Here is a 17,048-nt window from a genome sequence, read left to right as displayed (position 1 = left end):
GAAGCTTTTTACGCCTCCTTCCACGTTTATCGTGGAAGGAGGCGTTTGCGTTGTCCAAGCAGCCTTTTAAGGCGACATGCATGCAGGCGAAGAGCTGGATGGGGGCGTGTGCTGTTGTGCATCGTGGTGCTCTGGATCTGGTCCTTCCGGGACTTCGTGCGCATCGCGCTCGGTCTAGGTCTTTATTTTGCGGTTGCGCGGGGGATCGCGCTGGAACACTCAACCGATGCGGCTCGCAGCTTTGGGTTTATGGCGCCTTGGGGCCTCCGTTTGGGCCCGAGGCGCCATAAAACCAAAGCCGGCGTCGTGCGGCAGTGGCGCGCTACGCCAGGCGCGGAGTTGCGCCCGGCGCGACGCCGCGAGCGAGGAGGTTGGAAGGGGCTCTGGCGTGGCTGCTAGATTTGGGGCCATGAACCTCGACTTCGACAATGCCTTCACCGAGCGCACCCCGCGCATCGTCAACGCTGCCAAGCTACACCGTGCCAAGGAGCGTAAGAAGGCCGGAAAGTTTATTATCGAGGGCGAAAATGCCGTCGACGCAGCAGTGTCGACGGGTGCTGCCACGGATGTCTTCGTCACCGAGGCCGCCGCGGAGCGCTTCGACTACATCCTGACAGCTGCTGGCTACATGGATGTCTACGTCCACCCGATTACGGACAAGGCGGCGCGCCACCTGTCGGATACTGCGACGACCACGGGCCTCTTCGCGCTGTGCAAGCCCGTGTTGTGGTCGGCCGGCAAGATCCTTGCAGGCAAGCCGCAGCTGGTCTCCGTGCCCGTGCTGACCTCCGAGCCGGGCAATGCGGGCACGCTCATCCGTACCTCGGACGCGATGGGCGCGGACGGCGTCATCTTCGCGGGGGAGACGGTGGACCCTCTGGGCTGCAAGGTAGCGCGGGCATCGGCAGGCTCGCTGTTCCATGTCCCCGTCGCACGCGAGCAGAACATTAAGGACGTGCTGGGACAGCTACGGAAATCCGGCATGCAGGTCCTCGCCACGGCGGCCGATGGGGAAGTAGACCTCGCGGAGGCTGACCTCACGCAGCCCACCGCCTGGCTCTTTGGCAACGAGGCCCACGGCTTGGGTGAGCTGCTTGAGGAAGCCGACGTCCGCGTGCGCATTCCCATTCTGGGCCGCGCTGAGTCCCTCAACCTCGCGACGGCGGCATCGATTTGCCTGTACGAATCAGCGAAAGCGCTGAATTCTTCAGGCGTCTAAAGCGTCGCTTGTGCGCCGTGCGCTTGCCCGCAGAGAAGTAGAATTAATGTGAGGTTGGCTTTCTCGGTGAGGAAATGGCGGCAATGACAATCCTTAAGTCGCTGGGTGCGGGAGTGGTGACCCTCTGCGTAATTACCCCGGTTGTCGCTGGTGGCTATGTGTGGCGGACGATGACGTACCGCGCCCGCTGGAACCGTTCTACTATGCCCGTGCACGGGTGGCCTATCCCAGTTGCCTGTCGGCCTATTGAACTGCGCTAAGATAGCGGGCGTTAGTTTTCGCGCAAGAAGAAGGTTTTAAGGCACGTGTCCGACACTCCTCAGATCGAATTGACCGAAGCTGCGCTGGGCGCGGCTGCCGAATCCGCCATCGCGGCCTTCGACGCCGCTGCGACGCTCGATGAGCTCAACGCTGCTCGCCGCGAGCACCTGGGGGACCAGGGTTATATCCCGCGGGCCCGCATGTCGCTGGGCCAGCTGCCGAAGAACGAGCGCAAGGACGCCGGCAAGGCCGTCAACATGGCCCGCGGCCGCATGGAAAAGCGCTTCGCACAGGTCAAGGAGGTGCTCGAGGCGCAGGCGCGTGAGGCACAGCTCAAGGCCGAGACCGTTGACGTTACGGTACCGACCACTCGCGCGCAGACCGGTGCGCTGCACCCGATTACGACGCTGTCCGAGCGGATCGCCGACATCTTCATCGGCATGGGCTGGGAAATCGCGGACGGCCCCGAGGTCGAGGCCGAGTACTTCAACTTCGACGCGCTGAACTTCAAGCCGGACCACCCGGCCCGTACCCTGCAGGACACTTTCCACGTCTCGACGGCAGGATCCAAGCAGGTGCTGCGCACGCACACCTCGCCGGTGCAGGTGCGTACGATGCTCTCACGCGATGTTCCGCTGTACATCGCCTGCCCGGGCCGCGTGTTCCGCACGGATGAGCTCGATGCGACGCATACTCCGGTATTCCACCAGATTGAGGGGCTTGCCGTGGACAAAGGTTTGACCATGGCGCACTTGCGCGGCACGCTCGACCACTTGGCCAAGGTCCTCTTTGGTCCGGAGACGAAGACGCGCATGCGCACCAACTACTTCCCGTTCACCGAGCCCTCGGCCGAGGTCGACGTCTGGTTCCCAAACAAGAAGGGCGGCGCCGGCTGGATCGAGTGGGGCGGCTGCGGCATGGTCAACCCGAACGTACTCCGCGCCGTGGGCGTGGATCCGGAGGAGTACACCGGCTTCGCGTTCGGCATGGGCCTGGAGCGCACCCTCCAGTTCCGTAACGGCCTTACTGACATGCGCGACATGGTCGAAGGCGACGTTCGTTTCACCCTGCCGTTCGGCGTGCAGGCATAACCCAAGAACCCAGAAAGGAAGAAAAGAACAATGCTTATTTCCCAGAGCTGGGTCACCCGCCTGCTGGATGCAAAGAACCCGGGCTGGTCCGTCTCCGCCGAGGAACTCGACGCTGGCTACGTCCGCGTCGGCTTCGAGACCGAGGGCTACGAGCACCTGCCCGAGATCAAGGGCCCGCTCGTCATCGGCCGCGTCGAGTCCTTCGAGGAGCTCGAGGGCTTCAAGAAGCCCATCCGCTACTGCCAGGTCAATGTGGGTGACGCCAACGGCACGGGTGAGTTGCAGGGCATTATCTGTGGCGCCCGCAACTTCCGTCTCGGCGACTACGTCGTCGTCTCGCTTCCGGGTGCAGAGCTACCCGGCGGCTTCAAGATTGCCGCGCGCAAGACCTACGACCACATCTCCGATGGCATGATGTGCTCGGCCGCGGAGCTCGGCATGTCCGAGAACTCCGCCGGCATTATCACCTTGGGCGAGGAGGTCGCTGACCTCGTGGGCCAGGACGCCCGCCCGGTTATCGGCCTCGACGACACCGTCTTCGACGTCAACATCACCCCGGACCGTGGTTACGCGCTTTCGCTGCGTGGACTCGGCAGCGAGGTTGCCTCCGCCTTCGGCCTCGAGTACGCCTGCCCGGCGGAGGACCCGTCCGTCGTGGGCATCGATGTCTCCGGCGTTCCGGCCGCATCCGTCGGGCTCATCGATGTCGACCTCAAGCCGGAGACCAAGGCCGTGCGCTTTGGCCTGCGTAAGGTCACTGGCATCGACCCGAACGCCCGCACGCCGTTCTGGATGGAGCGCGAGCTCATGCTGTGCGGTCAGCGCCCGGTCAACCCGGCGACGGACGTGACCAACTACGTCATGTTCCTGCTCGGCCAGCCCATGCATGCTTTCGACGCGAACGCCATCGAGGGTAACCTCGTCGTGCGTAACGCGCAGGCGGGCGAGAAGTTCGAGACCCTCGACCATGTCAAGCGCGAGCTTGACGCAGAAGACGTCGTCATCTGCGATGACAATGGCATCCAGTCCCTCGCGGGCGTCATGGGCGGTACTAAGTCCGAGATCGCGGACGACACCACGGACGTCTACTTCGAGGCCGCGAACTGGGATCCGATCACCGTGGCGCGCACCTCTCGTCGCCACAAGCTGTCGTCTGAGGCGTCGCGCCGCTTTGAGCGCGGCGTGGACCCGGCCATCGTTGAGCCCGCACTCGACATTGCCTGTGCACTGCTCGTGCAGATTGCTGGTGGCACCATCGAGTCCGGCCGCACCCTCGTGGGCGAAGTTCCTGCGCGCGATCAGATCACGCTGCGCGCCACGAAGCCGGCCGAGTACGCGGGCGTCGACTACTCGCGTGAGACCGTCATGAGCCGCCTCTATGAGGTGGGTTGCGAGATCGAGGAGGCTGGCGAGAACATCCTGGTCACCCCGCCGACGTGGCGCTCCGACATCACGATGGACGTCGACCTCATCGAGGAAATCCTGCGCCTCGAGGGTCTGGAGGATATCCCGACCATCCTGCCGACCCCGGTGGGCGGCCGCGGTCTCACCCCGGCTCAGAAGCGTCGCCGCGCCATCGGCCACGGCCTGGCCTACGCGGGCTACGCCGAGGTCATCCCGGCGCCGTTCGTCCGCAACGACACCTTCGACGTGTGGGGCCTGGACGCTGATGACGAGCGCCGCAAGACCGTCGAGGTCCAAAACCCGCTCGAGGCCGACAAGGCCATCCTGTCCACGACGCTGCTGCCGAACCTCCTCGAGGCCATCGCTCGCAACGTCGCTCGCGGCCGCACGGATCTGGCCCTTTACGGCCTGCAGCAGGTCTCCTTCAAGCGTGCGGATGCTTCGCCGATGCCGTCGGTCGAGTCCCGTCCGTCCGAATCTACGGTCGAGGAGCTTCTCAACACCCTTCCGTACCAGCCGCTACACGTCGCGACGGTCGCTTCCGGCAACATCGAACACGAGGGCCCCTGGGGCCAGGGCCGCGCGTACACCTACGCCGACGCCATCGAGTCCGCGCGCCTTGTCGCGCGCGCCGCTGGCCTGGAGCTGGCTGTCGAGTCGGCCTCCGAGCTGCCGTGGCACCCGGGCCGTTGCGCCGCCCTCAAGGTGGCGAACGCGGATGGTACGGTTGCTGCCGATGCCCCCATCGTCGGCTACGCCGGCGAGCTCCACCCGCAGGTTGTCGAGGCCCTCGGTCTTCCGGCGCGCACCTGCGCCATGGAGCTTGACGTCACCGCGCTGCCGCTCGAGGAGCGCTTCCCGGCGCCGGTGCTCTCCGCCTTCCCGGCGCTGCACCAGGACATCGCCTTGGTCGTCGACGAGGCGACACCGGCCGAGGATGTGCGTCGCGTGCTTGAAGAGGGCGCTGGCGAGCTCCTCGAGAACGTCGAGCTCTTCGACGTCTTCCGCGGAGAGCAGCTCGGTGAGGGCAAGAAGTCCCTGGCCTTCACCATGCTCTTCCGCGCGGGTGACCGTACGCTCACCGATGAAGAAGTCAACGAGCACCGCCTCGCTGCGGCTGAGCTGGCCAAGGAGCGCCTGGGCGCTGAAATGCGCGCGTAGTGACGTTTGCGTCTGAGGAACGGCACGACCATGTCGATGGTCGTGCCGTTTGCCTGTCTTGGGCGGGGCCGAGAGCCTGCGCGCCTGTGGTCGGCCTTGGCGCCGTAGCACGGGCGAAGGGCGGTACGCTGTCTGTGCCCACGGAATGCTGTGCGCCATGGAGTGGTGCCCAGTGAGGTGATCGACGAAATATTGTTGCGCACTGAGTGATCAGGATCATATTTTAAGAGGTGGAATTGTTCCCCGAACTCATGGATCTATCATGACCCATCGTTTCTTTGCCTCTTTGTCCCGTAGGGCAGCCGCTGTCCTCGGCGGTACCGTGTTGGCCAGTGCGCTGTTGGGAGCCCCGGCTGCTCAGGCACAGGATCTGCGCGGCCTGTCGAACGCGGACGGCACCATTCAGTGTGAATACGGCGACGTGGGTGGCACGTACATCCGCTGCCATAGCCCGGGCGCACGCGCCACGCGCACTGAGTGCAATCCGCCCAACTATCTCGTTCCGCGCGTTCAGTATTCCAACGGTAAGTCGTGGGCGAACTGCTTCAATCAGGGGCTGTCGGTGACGAACTTTAAGAAGCTGCGCCCAGGCGAGGTATTCCAGTTCAACGAGCTTGCGGTCATCGCTGACCTTCAGGGCGGCCTGCACCTGGTGAGCCCTAGTGGTTACGCCGGTTACGTGGGCAAGACGGCTATTGATGACGCCTCCGGAATGAGCAAGGTGTCTTCCCGCGCTGTCTAAAGAAGTGCATCGGGCCGACACCGCGCCGCTCCGAGTGACGCCGTGTGCGACTCGGAGCGGTGCGTCGTGCAGCGTGGGGGATTCGGTAGGGGGAAAGAAATATGCGCTGCATAATTTACAGCCGATTGCATATATGCTAGGGTGGCTTCATGGCTATCACAGTTGCAGTTGCAGGCGCCTCCGGTTATGCCGGTGGCGAAGTCTTGCGCCTTCTCCTCAACCACCCGGCGTATTTGTCGGGTGAACTCGAGATTGGCGCCTTGACCGGACACTCCACCGCCGGTCAGTCCGTCGGTGCGCTCATGCCGCACCTTCCGCAGCTGCGCGAGCGACGTATTGTGGACACGACCATCGAGAACCTCTCCGGCCACGACGTCGTCTTCTTGGGCCTTCCGCACGGTCACTCCGCGGAGATTGGTAAGGCGCTGGGGGAGGAGGTTCTCGTCATTGACTGCGCCGCCGACTTCCGTTTGAAGGATAAGGCGGCCTGGGATGACTACTACGGCGGCGAGTATGCGGGCAGCTGGCCCTATGGCATTCCGGAGATGCCGGGGCACAGGGAAGCCATCGCGCAATCCAAGCGCGTGGCCGTCGCCGGATGTTTCCCCACGACCACGACGCTGGGTGCGCTGCCAGCCGTCGCCAAGGGGCTTATCGAGCCGGACATCTCGGTGATCGCCGTGACCGGCGTGTCCGGCGCGGGCAAGAAGGCCTCCGTGGCGCAACTGGGTGCGGAGACGATGGGAAACGTGCGCGCATATAAGCCGGGTGGCTCGCACCGCCACACGCCGGAGATGGTGCAGAACCTTTCCGAATACTCGCAGCAGGGGACAGTGGCCGTGAGCTTTACGCCAGTTTTGGCGCCCATGCCACGCGGCATCCTTGCGACGATCACGGCCAAGCTTGCCCCAGGTGTGGACGCCGCGGCGGTGCGCGCAGCCTACGAAGAGTTCTACGCAGACGAACCGTTCTGCCTCGTGCTACCGGAAGGCCAGCAGCCGGAGACCCAGAACGTGGTCGGCTCGAACATGGTCCACATCCAGTCGCACGTGGACGACATCACGGGTCGCCTCATTGTGACGGCAGCGCTCGACAACCTGTGCAAGGGCACCGCGGGTGGCGCGGTGCAGTGCATGAACCTGGCGCTCGGCCTGCCGGAGACCGCAGGGCTGCCGCAGGCGGCGGTGGCTCCTTAAAAGGGCGAGCCACAGAAGAATTCATACGACAGAAGCAGACAAAAGAGAAAAGAACCATGACTATCGGAGTACTCGCAGCGCAGGGCTTCGCGGCCGGCGCGACGACGGCAGGAATCAAACCGTCCGGAAAATCAGACATGGCGCTCGTGGTCAACGAGGGTCCCGAATTCTACGCCGCCGGCGTCTTTACGCGCAACCGCGTCAAGGCCGCGCCCGTGAAGTGGTCGCAGAAGATTATTGCTGATGGATCGCTCCACGCGCTCGTCATCAACGCAGGCAACGCGAATGCGTGCAACGGCGCCCAGGGCGACAAGGACGCGCAGGCGATGGCCGAGGCTACTGCGCAGGCGCTAGGCGTTGCTGGCACGGACGTCGCGGTGTGCTCGACCGGCCTTATCGGTGAGCCCATGCCCATGGACAAGGTGCTCGCGGGTATCGAGTCCGTAACAAAGCTGGGCGCGGCAGGCAACGACGCCGCGACGGCAATTATGACGACGGATACGGTCTCCAAGGAAGTCGGTGTCGAAGGCAACGGGTGGACCCTCGGTGGCATGGGCAAGGGCGTGGGCATGATGGCGCCAAGCCTGGCCACCATGCTCGTGTGTCTCACCACGGACGCGAAGGCGACGCCGAAGGCTCTGCGTGCGGCGCTGGAGGCGGCATCGGCAGTAACGTTCAATACCCTGGACGTGGATGGCTCGACGTCGACGAACGACACCGTCATCATCATGGCCAACGGCGCGTCCGGCGTGGAACCTACCCAGGAGGAGCTCAACGCGGCGGTGCTCGAGGCCTGTGCCGGCCTTGCTGACATGATGCAGGCCGATGCCGAGGGCGTGACCAAGCGCGTGAAGATCACCGTCGAGGGCACCGATTCGGACGCCGAGGCGCTCAACGCCGCGCGCACCATTGGCCGCGACAACCTGTTTAAGTGCGCGATGTTTGGCTCAGATCCGAACTGGGGCCGCGTGCTCGCAGCCGTGGGCATGGCGGATGCCGCCATGGATCCGGAAAAGATTTCCGTCTTCTTCAATGACCAGCCGGTGTGCGTGAACTCCACTAGCGCGCCTGGTGCCCGCGATGTGGACCTCTCCGGCGAGGATATCGACGTGCGCGTGGATCTGGGCACGGGTGGCGCGGGCACCGCGTTCGTGCGCACGACTGACCTCTCCCACGCTTACGTCGAGATCAACTCGGCGTACAGCTCTTAAGGCGGCCGTCACCATGATGAAAGGACTTACCGATTTTGACCGGGCCACCGTGCTTTCCGAGGCACTGCCGTGGCTTCAACACTTCCGCGACAAGATCGTTGTCGTGAAGTACGGCGGCAACGCCATGGTGGACGATAAGCTGCGCGAAGCCTTCGCCAAAGATATGGTCTTTCTGCGCACTGTGGGCGTTAAGCCCGTGGTCGTCCATGGCGGGGGCCCGCAGATTTCGCAGATGCTCGCCCGCATGGGGCTCGAGGGCGAGTTCAAGGGTGGCTTCCGTGTCACCACGCCTGAGGTGCTCGAAGTCGTACGCATGGTGCTCTTCGGCAAAGTCGGCCGCGAGCTCGTCGGTCTTATCAACTCCTACGGTCCGTACGCGGTGGGTACCTCTGGCGAGGATGCTGGCCTGTTTACTGCTGAGAAGCGTCTTGTCTCCATCGACGGTACGCCCACGGACATTGGCCAGGTGGGCGACATCGTGGACGTCAACCCGGCGGCGCTCATGGACATCATCGACGCTGGGCGTATTCCCGTCGTGTCCACCATTGCGCCTGGCACGGACGGCGAGGTCTACAACATCAACGCCGATACCGCGGCGGGCGCGCTGGCGCAGGCAATCGGTGCCGAGCGCTTGCTCATCCTCACCAATGTCGAAGGCCTCTACACGGACTGGCCGGACCGTGACTCCTTGGTCTCCAAGATTCAGGTGGGTCAGCTGCGGGAGATCCTGCCGGGCCTGGACTCTGGGATGATCCCCAAGATGGAGTCATGCCTGCGCGCCGTCATTGGCGGCGTCGCGGCAGCCCACGTCATCGACGGTCGCTCCGCGCATGCGGTACTGCTGGAGCTCCTCACTCCGGGTGGCATTGGCACCATGGTGTTGCCCGACCAATACGACCGCAACGAATACCCCGAGGGAACCATTTTTAGGAAGGACGATCGCGCATGAGCGACAACAATCAGGGCCTTGTGGCCCGGTGGGGTGACAACCTCATGGACAACTACGGCACGCCGCCCATCGGCATCGTCGCGGGCCATGGCTCTATTCTCGTGGGCGAAGACGGCAAGGAATACATCGACTTGCTCGCCGGCATCGCCGTCAACGCGCTGGGACAGACGCACCCAAAGGTCGTCGAGGCTGTGACCAACCAGATTTCGACGCTGGGCCACGTCTCGAACCTCTTTGCCTCGCAGCCGGTCATCGACGCCGCGGAGAAGCTGAAGAAGCGTGTGGGGGACGACTCGGCGCGCGTCATTTTCTCCAACTCGGGTGCAGAAGCCAACGAAGCCGCCTTCAAGCTGGCGCGTCTCACGGGCCGCGGCCGCATTCTCGCCGCTGAACACGGCTTCCATGGTCGCACGATGGGCTCGCTCGCGATGACGGGCCAGCCGGGCAAGCGTAAGGCTTTCGAGCCCATGCCCATGGGCGTGGAGTTCTACCCGTACGGGGATCTGGACTACCTGCGCAAACTGGTGGAGATCAACCCGACGGACACGGCCGCCATTGTTTTGGAGCCTATCCAGGGTGAGACGGGCGTCATCCCGGCGCCAGAGGGATTCCTCGAGGGCATCCGCGCGCTGTGCGACGAGTTCGGCATTCTCATGATCGTCGACGAGGTCCAGACCGGCGTCGGCCGTACGGGTACATTCTTCGCCCACGAGGTCGCTGGCGTGCAGCCGGACGTTATCACCATGGCCAAGGGATTGGGGGCAGGCTTGCCCGTCGGCGCATGTATAGCCCGCGGCGAGGCGGCAAAACTATTCACGCCGGGTACCCACGGTACGACCTTCGGTGGCAACCCGGTAGTCTGCGCGGCGGCCAACGTTGTGCTGGACTTATTGGACGAGAGCTTCTTGGCAGAGGTAGTGCGCAAGGGCGAGCTATTTGTGCGTGAGTTGAGCACAATACCGTATATTATGCAGATCCGCGGACGAGGGCTTATGCTGGGAGCCGTATTAAATGCACCCGTGGCCAAGCAGGTTGTCGCGAAGGGGCTCGAGCACGGACTCATCCTCAACGCGCCGGCAGCTGACGTCATTCGTTTGACGCCGCCGCTCGTGATAACTGAAGCGGAGATCGACAAGGCCGTGACAGCCCTCGCCACGGTTCTCGACGAGGTAGTAAAGGAGGAAGCGTAAATCATGCGCCACTTTTTGGTTGACGATGATCTCACCCCGGCCGAGCAGGCGGAGGTTCTGGATCTCGCCGCACAGATGAAGAAAGACCCCTTCGCGCTGCGTCCGCTCGAGGGGCCGCAATCCGTGGCCGTCCTTTTTGATAAGACCTCTACTCGTACTCGCTTCTCCTTTGAGGCTGGTATCGCCGAGCTCGGTGGCCACGCCATCGTGACGAACACGGGCAGCACTCAGATGGGCAAGGGGGAGACGCTCCAGGACACCGCAGCGGTGCTTTCGCGTTTCGTGTCTGCCATCGTGTGGCGCACCTACGACCACGAGAATTTCGATGCGATGGCGGAGACCACGCGCGTCCCGCTCGTCAACGCCCTGTCTGAGGACTTCCACCCGTGCCAGATCCTGGCGGACCTGCAGACCATCCGCGAGAACTTCGGTAAGACGCAGGGTCTCAAGGCTGCGTACCTGGGCGACGGCGACAACAATATGGCGAATTCCTACATGGTCGGTTTTGCCACCGCCGGTATGGACATCGCCATCGTGGCACCGAAGGACTTCCAGCCGAAGCAGAAGTTCGTCGAGCGTGCCCAGAAGCGCGCGGCTGAGACGGGTGCGACTGTGACGGTCACGGACTCCCTGGACGCCGTGGACGGCGTGGACGTGCTCATCACTGACACCTGGGTGTCTATGGGACACGAGAACGATGGGCTGGACCGTCGCACGCCGTTCCTGCCGTACCAGGTGACGGAGGAGGTCATGGGCCGCGCCGCGGAGAACGCCATTTTCTTGCACTGCCTGCCGGCCTACCGCGGCAACGAGGTCACGGCGGAGGTCATCGACGGACCCCAGTCGCGCGTCTTTGACGAGGCGGAAAACCGCCTGCACGCCCAAAAAGCCGTGCTGGCGTGGCTGCTTGGCCACCAATAAATTGACATAATGAGGAGAACGGAGCTCATGCCCATCAACCCGGCCAACCGCAACGCGCGCCAGGCGAAGATTTTGGAGATCCTTGATCGCTCGCGCGTGACGAGCCAGGTGCAGCTGTCTGAATTGCTGCTCGAAGAAGGCATCGACATCACGCAGGCCACGCTGTCGCGCGACTTGGATGAGCTGGGGGCCAAGAAGGTCAAGCGGGACGGTGGTCGCTCGTTTTACATGGTGGGTGGTGAGCTCGAGCAGTTCGATGATCAGGTTAATGGACCGCGGGAGAAACTGCGCCGCATGATCGATGAGCTCGTCACCACCACGGATCACTCAGGCAATATCGGAATGCTGCGCACGCCCGCGGGCGCGGCGCAATACCTGGCGTCTTATATCGACCGTGCTGGGATTCCGGATGTTGTGGGCTGTATTGCTGGCGATGACACGATCTTCATCCTGGCTCGAGATCCGCTCACTGGTGAGGAATTGGTGCGCAATTTGGTGCGTAACTAGTTGATATTTTTGCCCTGCTCTCGCGCTGCGTTGCTGTCTGGCTTCCGCGGGTGGCAGGGCATGAGTGTATCCACCGTCATAGACCATTTCTCGCGGTCAGGCGGTTGCGCAGGGCGCGGGCTGTCATAGTCGAAGGGAAGCGTTTTACATCCCGCAAACTTTTCGTATATTATTGAACTCATTGTATTATTTCCACAATCTCGCAAGGAGATAGAAACCATGACTGCACGCGTTGTGCTCGCGTACTCCGGTGGCCTGGATACCTCGGTCGCCATTCCGTACCTCGCCAAGATGACCGGCGGCGAGGTCATTGCCGTCTCGCTCGACCTGGGCCAGGGTGGCGAGGATATGGAGTCTGTGCGTCAGCGCGCACTGGACTGTGGCGCCGTGGAGTCCATCGTCGTAGACGCCAAGGACGAGTTCGCAGACAACTACTGCCTGCCGACCATCCAGGCTAATGCCATGTACATGAAGCAGTACCCGCTGGTCTCTGCTATTTCTCGCCCGCTCATCGTCAAACACCTCGTTGAGGCTGCTCAGGAGCACGGCGGCACGCATGTCTCCCACGGCTGCACCGGTAAGGGCAATGACCAGGTTCGTTTCGAGGTCTCCTTCCGCGCCCTTGATCCGTCCCTGGAGATTATCGCACCGGCGCGTGACTACGCCTGGACTCGTGACAAGGCGATTGCCTTCGCTGAGGAAATCAAGCTGCCCATCGAGCAGTCTGCGTCCTCGCCGTTCTCCATCGACCAGAACGTCTGGGGACGCGCCGTCGAGACCGGCTTCCTCGAGGACCTGTGGAACCCGCCCACGAAGGACCTCTACGCCTACACCGAGGATCCGGCTCTGGGCAATGCCCCCGACGAGGTCGTCATCTCCTTTGAGGAAGGCAAGCCCGTCGCCATCGACGGCAAGAAGATGACCGTCCTGCAGATCATTGAGGAACTCAACCGCCGCGCCGGCGCTCAGGGCATCGGCCGCCTCGACATGGTCGAGGACCGCCTCGTGGGCATTAAGTCCCGCGAGATTTACGAGGCACCGGGCGCCATCGTCCTCATCAAGGCTCACGAGGCCCTCGAGGACGTCACCGTCGAGCGCGAGCTCGGCCGCTACAAGCGCCTCGTCGACTCTCGCTGGGCCGAGGAGGTCTATGACGGTCTGTGGTTCAGCCCGCTCAAGCGCTCCCTCGACGCCTTCATTGGCGAGACCCAGAAGACCGTCACGGGCGATATCCGCATGGTTCTGCACGCAGGCACTGCGACCGTCAACGGCCGCCGTTCCTCCCAGTCGCTGTACTCCTACGATCTGGCCACTTATGACACGGGTGACACCTTCGACCAGACCGCAGCCAAGGGCTTTGTCCAGCTCCACGGCCTGTCCACCCAGATCTCCAACCAGCGTGACCGCGAGGGCGGTTTCCCCACCGGAAAGTAGGTTCACATGGAGCAGCACAAGACGAACGAGGGCGCGCTGTGGGGCGGCCGCTTCTCCGGCGGCCCGTCTGAGGCCATGTTTGCCCTGTCCGTGTCCACGCATTTCGACTGGGTGCTCGCTCCCTATGACGTGCTGGCCTCCAAGGCCCACGCCAAGGTCCTGCACAACGCCGGTCTGCTCACGGACGAGGATTTGACCACCATGCTTGACGGGCTCACGCAGCTCGGTGAGAAGGTCGCTTCGGGCGAGTTCCGCCCGCTGCCCACGGACGAGGACGTTCACGGCGCCATGGAGCGCGGCCTCATTGACATCGTCGGCCCCGAGGTCGGCGGCCGTCTGCGCGCGGGCCGTTCCCGCAACGACCAGGTCGCCACCCTCTTCCGCATGTGGGTCCGCGACGCCATGCGCGACGTCGCCATCCAGGTCACGGAGCTTGTCGATGCCCTCTCGGCCCAGGCCGCAGCCCACCCCGACGCCATCATGCCGGGCAAGACCCACTCCCAGGCCGCGCAGCCCATCCTGCTTGCGCACCAGCTGCTTGCGCACGCGCAGCCGCTGCTGCGCGACTGCGAGCGTATCCAGGATCTGGACAAGCGCCTGGCCATCTCGCCCTATGGCTCGGGTGCCCTGGCGGGTTCCTCGCTGCACCTTGACCCGGAGGCCATCGCGGAGGAGCTCGGCTTCGACTCCGCCGCGGAGAACTCCCTGGACGGCACGTCCTCGCGTGACTTCGCGTCCGAGACGGCCTTCGTCCTCGCTCAGATCGCGATCGACATGTCGCGTCTGGCCGAGGAGATTGTCTACTGGTGCACGCCGGAATTCGGCTACGTCACTCTCGACGACGCATGGTCCACGGGTTCGTCAATCATGCCGCAGAAGAAGAACCCAGACGTCGCCGAGCTCACGCGTGGTAAGACCGGTCGTCTCATCGGCAATCTCACCGGCCTGCTCGCCACGCTTAAGGCCCAGCCGCTCGCGTATAACCGCGATCTGCAGGAGGACAAGGAGCCCATCGTGGACTCCGTGGCCAACCTCAACCTGCTGCTGCCCGCGTTGACTGGTCTGGTCTCTACGTTGACCTTCCACGAGGACCGCATGCGCGAACTGGCACCTCGTGGTTACACCTTGGCCACTGATTTGGCCGAGTGGATGGTGCGCCAAGGGGTGCCGTTCCGCGAGGCACATGAGGCATCGGGAGCATGCGTACGCATCGCCGAGTCCCGTGGTGTTGACCTTATCGAGCTGACCGATGAGGAGCTCGCCAGCGTCGACGCGCGACTGACACCAGCTGTACGCGAGGTACTTACTATCGACGGTGCGGTTGCGTCGCGCTCAACGAAGGGCGGCACCGCCGGTGTCCGCGTCGCCGAGCAGCGAGCCCATGTCGACGAACGCTCAGCGGCATTCCGCGCCTGGGCGCAGACTCCGGTCATCGCCCACTAGACACACGCCACCAGCCGCTGGCCGCTCCCGTCGAGGGACGGCCGGCGGCTTTCGCACGAAGACTTCACCCGAGCGTCCTGGGTACGCTTAGGGCGCCGGTGTGCTGGTAACGGCAAGTCCCAAAGGAGCGACAGGCCGCGCGCGGAAGCAGAACCCGCGTCCCCAATGGACCCGGGATTGGTCGCGGCGTGGATGAAGGCGGCATCGGCACGTTTCGTGCGGCGGTGTCGCTCGGTTCCGGTACGCGATGAATGACCAGGCGATGGGTGCTTGTTGGCGACCGTGACCGACGCGGTGCGCTCCGTGCTGGTGGCCCGCGCGGTGGGGCAGCTGCGCGACGCCACAACGGCCCCGCAAATTCAGCGTGATGAGCTGCCCGGCATCCTGCCCACGGTGGGAGATCTGAATCCCGACTCGGGTCATGTCCCGGGGGAGGAACGCGACAGGTAGTATGGTCGCCATGAGTCTTGATCCACAGTTGCTTGAGGTTCTTGTCTGCCCGCAAGACAAGGGCCCGTTGACGTACCTGGAAGACCGGCAGGTGCTCGTGAATGAGCGCAAGGGCATTGCCTATCCCATCGAGGATGGCATTCCGGTCATGCTGGTTGATCACGCTATGGCGTGGCCTCCCAACGCCTAGACGCCTTCAACGCGTACCAAGTAACTCCACGCTTATATAGCGTGGCCCTTCTTTGTTAAAGAAAGACAAGACATTCCATGAACATCATTGACGAGCTGCAATGGCGCGGCCTCATTAACCAGTCCACCGATATCGACGCACTCCGTGAGGTCTGCGAGAACCCCATCACGCTCTACTGCGGTTTCGACCCGACCGGTGACTCGCTGCATGCGGGACACCTCGTGCCCATGATCATGCTGCGCCGTTTCCAGCAGGCCGGCCACCACCCGCTGGCCCTTGCTGGCGGTGCCACTGGCTTTATCGGCGACCCGCGCGACGTGGGGGAGCGCTCCATGCTCTCCGAAGAAACCATCCAGCACAACCTCGAGGCCATTAAGAAGCAGCTGCGCCGCTTCGTGGACTTCGACGGTGAGAACCCCGCCGAGATGGTCAACAACGCTGACTGGACGGCCAACATGTCCGTCATCACTTTCCTGCGCGATGTGGGCAAGAACTTCTCGCTCAACACCATGCTCGACCGTGACACGGTCAAGCGCCGCCTGGAGTCCGACGGTATCTCTTACACGGAGTTCTCCTACATGCTGCTCCAGGCCAACGACTTCCTTACGCTGCACCGCGAGAAGAGTTGCGACCTGCAGATCGGCGGCGGCGACCAGTGGGGCAATATCGTCTCCGGCGTCGACCTTATCCGCCGTGTGGATGGCGACAAGGCCCACGCCCTGACCGTACCGCTCGTCACCGACGCGCAGGGCCAGAAGTTCGGCAAGTCCACCGGCGGCGGCAAGCTGTGGCTCGATGCGGAGAAGACCTCCCCGTACGCCTGGTACCAGTACTTCCTCAACGCCGGTGATTCCGTGGTCATCGACTACCTGCGTTGGTTCACCTTCCTAACCCAGGAAGAAATCGCAGAGTACGAGGAGAAGGTCGCCAACGAGCCCTTCCGCCGCGAAGCCCAGCGCCGCCTGGCACAGGAGATGACGACCCTCGTTCACGGAGAGGAAGCCACCAAGGCCGTAGAGCTTGCCGCCCAGGCTCTCTTTGGCAAGGCCGAACTCACCGAACTGGACGAGGCCACCCTTGCTGGCGCCCTGCAGGAGACCACCGTCGCCGAGATCGCCGCCGGCGAGCCCCGCACCATCGTCGATCTGCTTGTTGCCTCCGGTCTCGCCGACTCCAAGGGGGCGGCTCGCCGCACCATTAAGGAAGGCGGTGCCTACGTGAACAATGCACGCATTGAGTCCGAGGACTGGGAGCCGGCCGACGAGGATCTGCTTCACGGCTCGTGGCTCGTGCTGCGCCGCGGTAAGAAGAACTTCGCTGGCGCCAAGCTTGCCTAGCACAGCAGGAGGGCACTTGTCTCCGATTTCCGAACGTTCAACGCCCTGAGTTCATCCCCCGCACCTCTGTGGTGCGGGGGATTTACGTTTTTACGTGCAGATTTGTGGGAAACAACGAAGCTGTGTAACTTATTCCAAGTCGCCACGGAAACGAGGTGACAACGACATGAACTGCAGGTTGACAAGCCTCAAAGACTTGCACTACAGTGAGTGTTCGACCGCTTCGAGAAGGAGCATCCAGTTAGGATGAAACTTTTGGAGTGCGGATGATGTTTGAGAACTCAATAGTGTGCCAATGTACTTTTATTTTTGTCTGTTTCAGATGGTGTGAGTGCTGTTTAT

Annotated in this window: 14 protein-coding genes; all 14 read left to right on the top strand. The window is 63.3% G+C overall.

Annotated features, from left to right (window positions below; all coding sequences use genetic code 11):
* The first annotated feature begins 409 nt into the window (after window positions 1-409).
* Entirely contained in the window at window positions 410-1,219 is an 810-nt protein-coding gene (locus ABJ196_RS09965; protein WP_347306720.1) for an RNA methyltransferase, read from the top strand.
* A 305-nt stretch (window positions 1,220-1,524) separates the two neighbouring features.
* Window positions 1,525-2,571: a phenylalanine--tRNA ligase subunit alpha gene (pheS, locus tag ABJ196_RS09960; RefSeq protein WP_347306718.1), complete on the top strand. Its 1,047-nt coding sequence runs from the start codon at window positions 1,525-1,527 to the stop codon at window positions 2,569-2,571.
* A 30-nt stretch (window positions 2,572-2,601) separates the two neighbouring features.
* Entirely contained in the window at window positions 2,602-5,136 is a 2,535-nt protein-coding gene (gene pheT / locus ABJ196_RS09955) for a phenylalanine--tRNA ligase subunit beta (RefSeq protein ID WP_347306716.1), read from the top strand.
* A 262-nt stretch (window positions 5,137-5,398) separates the two neighbouring features.
* On the top strand, window positions 5,399-5,878 hold the full coding sequence (locus tag ABJ196_RS09950; RefSeq protein ID WP_347306714.1) for a hypothetical protein: 480 nt from the start codon (window positions 5,399-5,401) through the stop codon (window positions 5,876-5,878).
* Window positions 5,879-6,027: 149 nt separating this feature from the next.
* Window positions 6,028-7,074, top strand: a complete 1,047-nt coding sequence (argC, locus tag ABJ196_RS09945) for an N-acetyl-gamma-glutamyl-phosphate reductase (RefSeq protein ID WP_257054945.1) — start codon at window positions 6,028-6,030, stop codon at window positions 7,072-7,074.
* 56 nt (window positions 7,075-7,130) lie between these two features.
* Window positions 7,131-8,285 carry a bifunctional glutamate N-acetyltransferase/amino-acid acetyltransferase ArgJ gene (gene argJ / locus ABJ196_RS09940; protein ID WP_347306711.1) on the top strand — a complete coding sequence of 385 codons (1,155 nt, stop codon included), beginning with the start codon at window positions 7,131-7,133 and terminating at the stop codon, window positions 8,283-8,285.
* A gap of 13 nt (window positions 8,286-8,298) precedes the next feature.
* Window positions 8,299-9,234 (top strand): acetylglutamate kinase, encoded by a 936-nt coding sequence (argB, locus tag ABJ196_RS09935; protein ID WP_347306709.1) that lies wholly within the window; start codon window positions 8,299-8,301, stop codon window positions 9,232-9,234.
* The gene (locus ABJ196_RS09930) at window positions 9,231-10,424 is read left to right on the top strand and encodes an acetylornithine transaminase (protein WP_347306707.1); all 1,194 of its coding nucleotides are present in this window, start codon (window positions 9,231-9,233) and stop codon (window positions 10,422-10,424) included. The genes argB and ABJ196_RS09930 overlap by 4 nt, the downstream gene beginning before the upstream one ends.
* 3 nt (window positions 10,425-10,427) lie before the next feature.
* Window positions 10,428-11,345, top strand: a complete 918-nt coding sequence (gene argF / locus ABJ196_RS09925; protein WP_347306705.1) for an ornithine carbamoyltransferase — start codon at window positions 10,428-10,430, stop codon at window positions 11,343-11,345.
* A gap of 27 nt (window positions 11,346-11,372) precedes the next feature.
* Entirely contained in the window at window positions 11,373-11,852 is a 480-nt protein-coding gene (locus ABJ196_RS09920) for an arginine repressor (RefSeq protein WP_347306703.1), read from the top strand.
* 219 nt (window positions 11,853-12,071) lie between these two features.
* Window positions 12,072-13,286 (top strand): argininosuccinate synthase, encoded by a 1,215-nt coding sequence (locus ABJ196_RS09915; RefSeq protein ID WP_257054936.1) that lies wholly within the window; start codon window positions 12,072-12,074, stop codon window positions 13,284-13,286.
* Window positions 13,287-13,292: 6 nt separating this feature from the next.
* The gene (gene argH, locus ABJ196_RS09910; RefSeq protein WP_347306700.1) at window positions 13,293-14,729 is read left to right on the top strand and encodes an argininosuccinate lyase; all 1,437 of its coding nucleotides are present in this window, start codon (window positions 13,293-13,295) and stop codon (window positions 14,727-14,729) included.
* A 451-nt stretch (window positions 14,730-15,180) separates the two neighbouring features.
* Entirely contained in the window at window positions 15,181-15,369 is a 189-nt protein-coding gene (locus ABJ196_RS09905) for a Trm112 family protein (protein WP_257036868.1), read from the top strand.
* A gap of 77 nt (window positions 15,370-15,446) precedes the next feature.
* Window positions 15,447-16,706, top strand: a complete 1,260-nt coding sequence (tyrS, locus tag ABJ196_RS09900) for a tyrosine--tRNA ligase (protein ID WP_347306698.1) — start codon at window positions 15,447-15,449, stop codon at window positions 16,704-16,706.
* Window positions 16,707-17,048 lie beyond the last annotated feature (342 nt).

The sequence above is a fragment of the Corynebacterium sp. SA-MJD20WY100 genome (assembly GCF_039822565.1).
GTDB classification, from domain to species: Bacteria; Actinomycetota; Actinomycetes; order Mycobacteriales; family Mycobacteriaceae; genus Corynebacterium; species Corynebacterium phoceense_A.
The sequence above is the reverse complement of the archived record's forward strand: the minus strand, read 5'-3'. Positions and strand labels throughout refer to the sequence as shown.

Excerpts from the sequence above, each read along its gene's own strand:
- ABJ196_RS09930 (WP_347306707.1), top strand. The coding sequence starts at position 9,231 with ATGAGCGACAACAATCAGGGCCTTGTGGCCCGGTGGGGTGACAACCTC.
- ABJ196_RS09965 (WP_347306720.1), top strand. The coding sequence starts at position 410 with ATGAACCTCGACTTCGACAATGCCTTCACCGAGCGCACCCCGCGCATC.
- argJ (WP_347306711.1), top strand. The coding sequence starts at position 7,131 with ATGACTATCGGAGTACTCGCAGCGCAGGGCTTCGCGGCCGGCGCGACG.
- ABJ196_RS09950 (WP_347306714.1), top strand. The coding sequence starts at position 5,399 with ATGACCCATCGTTTCTTTGCCTCTTTGTCCCGTAGGGCAGCCGCTGTC.
- ABJ196_RS09915 (WP_257054936.1), top strand. The coding sequence starts at position 12,072 with ATGACTGCACGCGTTGTGCTCGCGTACTCCGGTGGCCTGGATACCTCG.
- argF (WP_347306705.1), top strand. The coding sequence starts at position 10,428 with ATGCGCCACTTTTTGGTTGACGATGATCTCACCCCGGCCGAGCAGGCG.
- argH (WP_347306700.1), top strand. The coding sequence starts at position 13,293 with ATGGAGCAGCACAAGACGAACGAGGGCGCGCTGTGGGGCGGCCGCTTC.
- pheT (WP_347306716.1), top strand. The coding sequence starts at position 2,602 with ATGCTTATTTCCCAGAGCTGGGTCACCCGCCTGCTGGATGCAAAGAAC.
- ABJ196_RS09920 (WP_347306703.1), top strand. The coding sequence starts at position 11,373 with ATGCCCATCAACCCGGCCAACCGCAACGCGCGCCAGGCGAAGATTTTG.
- ABJ196_RS09905 (WP_257036868.1), top strand. The coding sequence starts at position 15,181 with ATGGTCGCCATGAGTCTTGATCCACAGTTGCTTGAGGTTCTTGTCTGC.
- argC (WP_257054945.1), top strand. The coding sequence starts at position 6,028 with ATGGCTATCACAGTTGCAGTTGCAGGCGCCTCCGGTTATGCCGGTGGC.
- tyrS (WP_347306698.1), top strand. The coding sequence starts at position 15,447 with ATGAACATCATTGACGAGCTGCAATGGCGCGGCCTCATTAACCAGTCC.
- argB (WP_347306709.1), top strand. The coding sequence starts at position 8,299 with ATGATGAAAGGACTTACCGATTTTGACCGGGCCACCGTGCTTTCCGAG.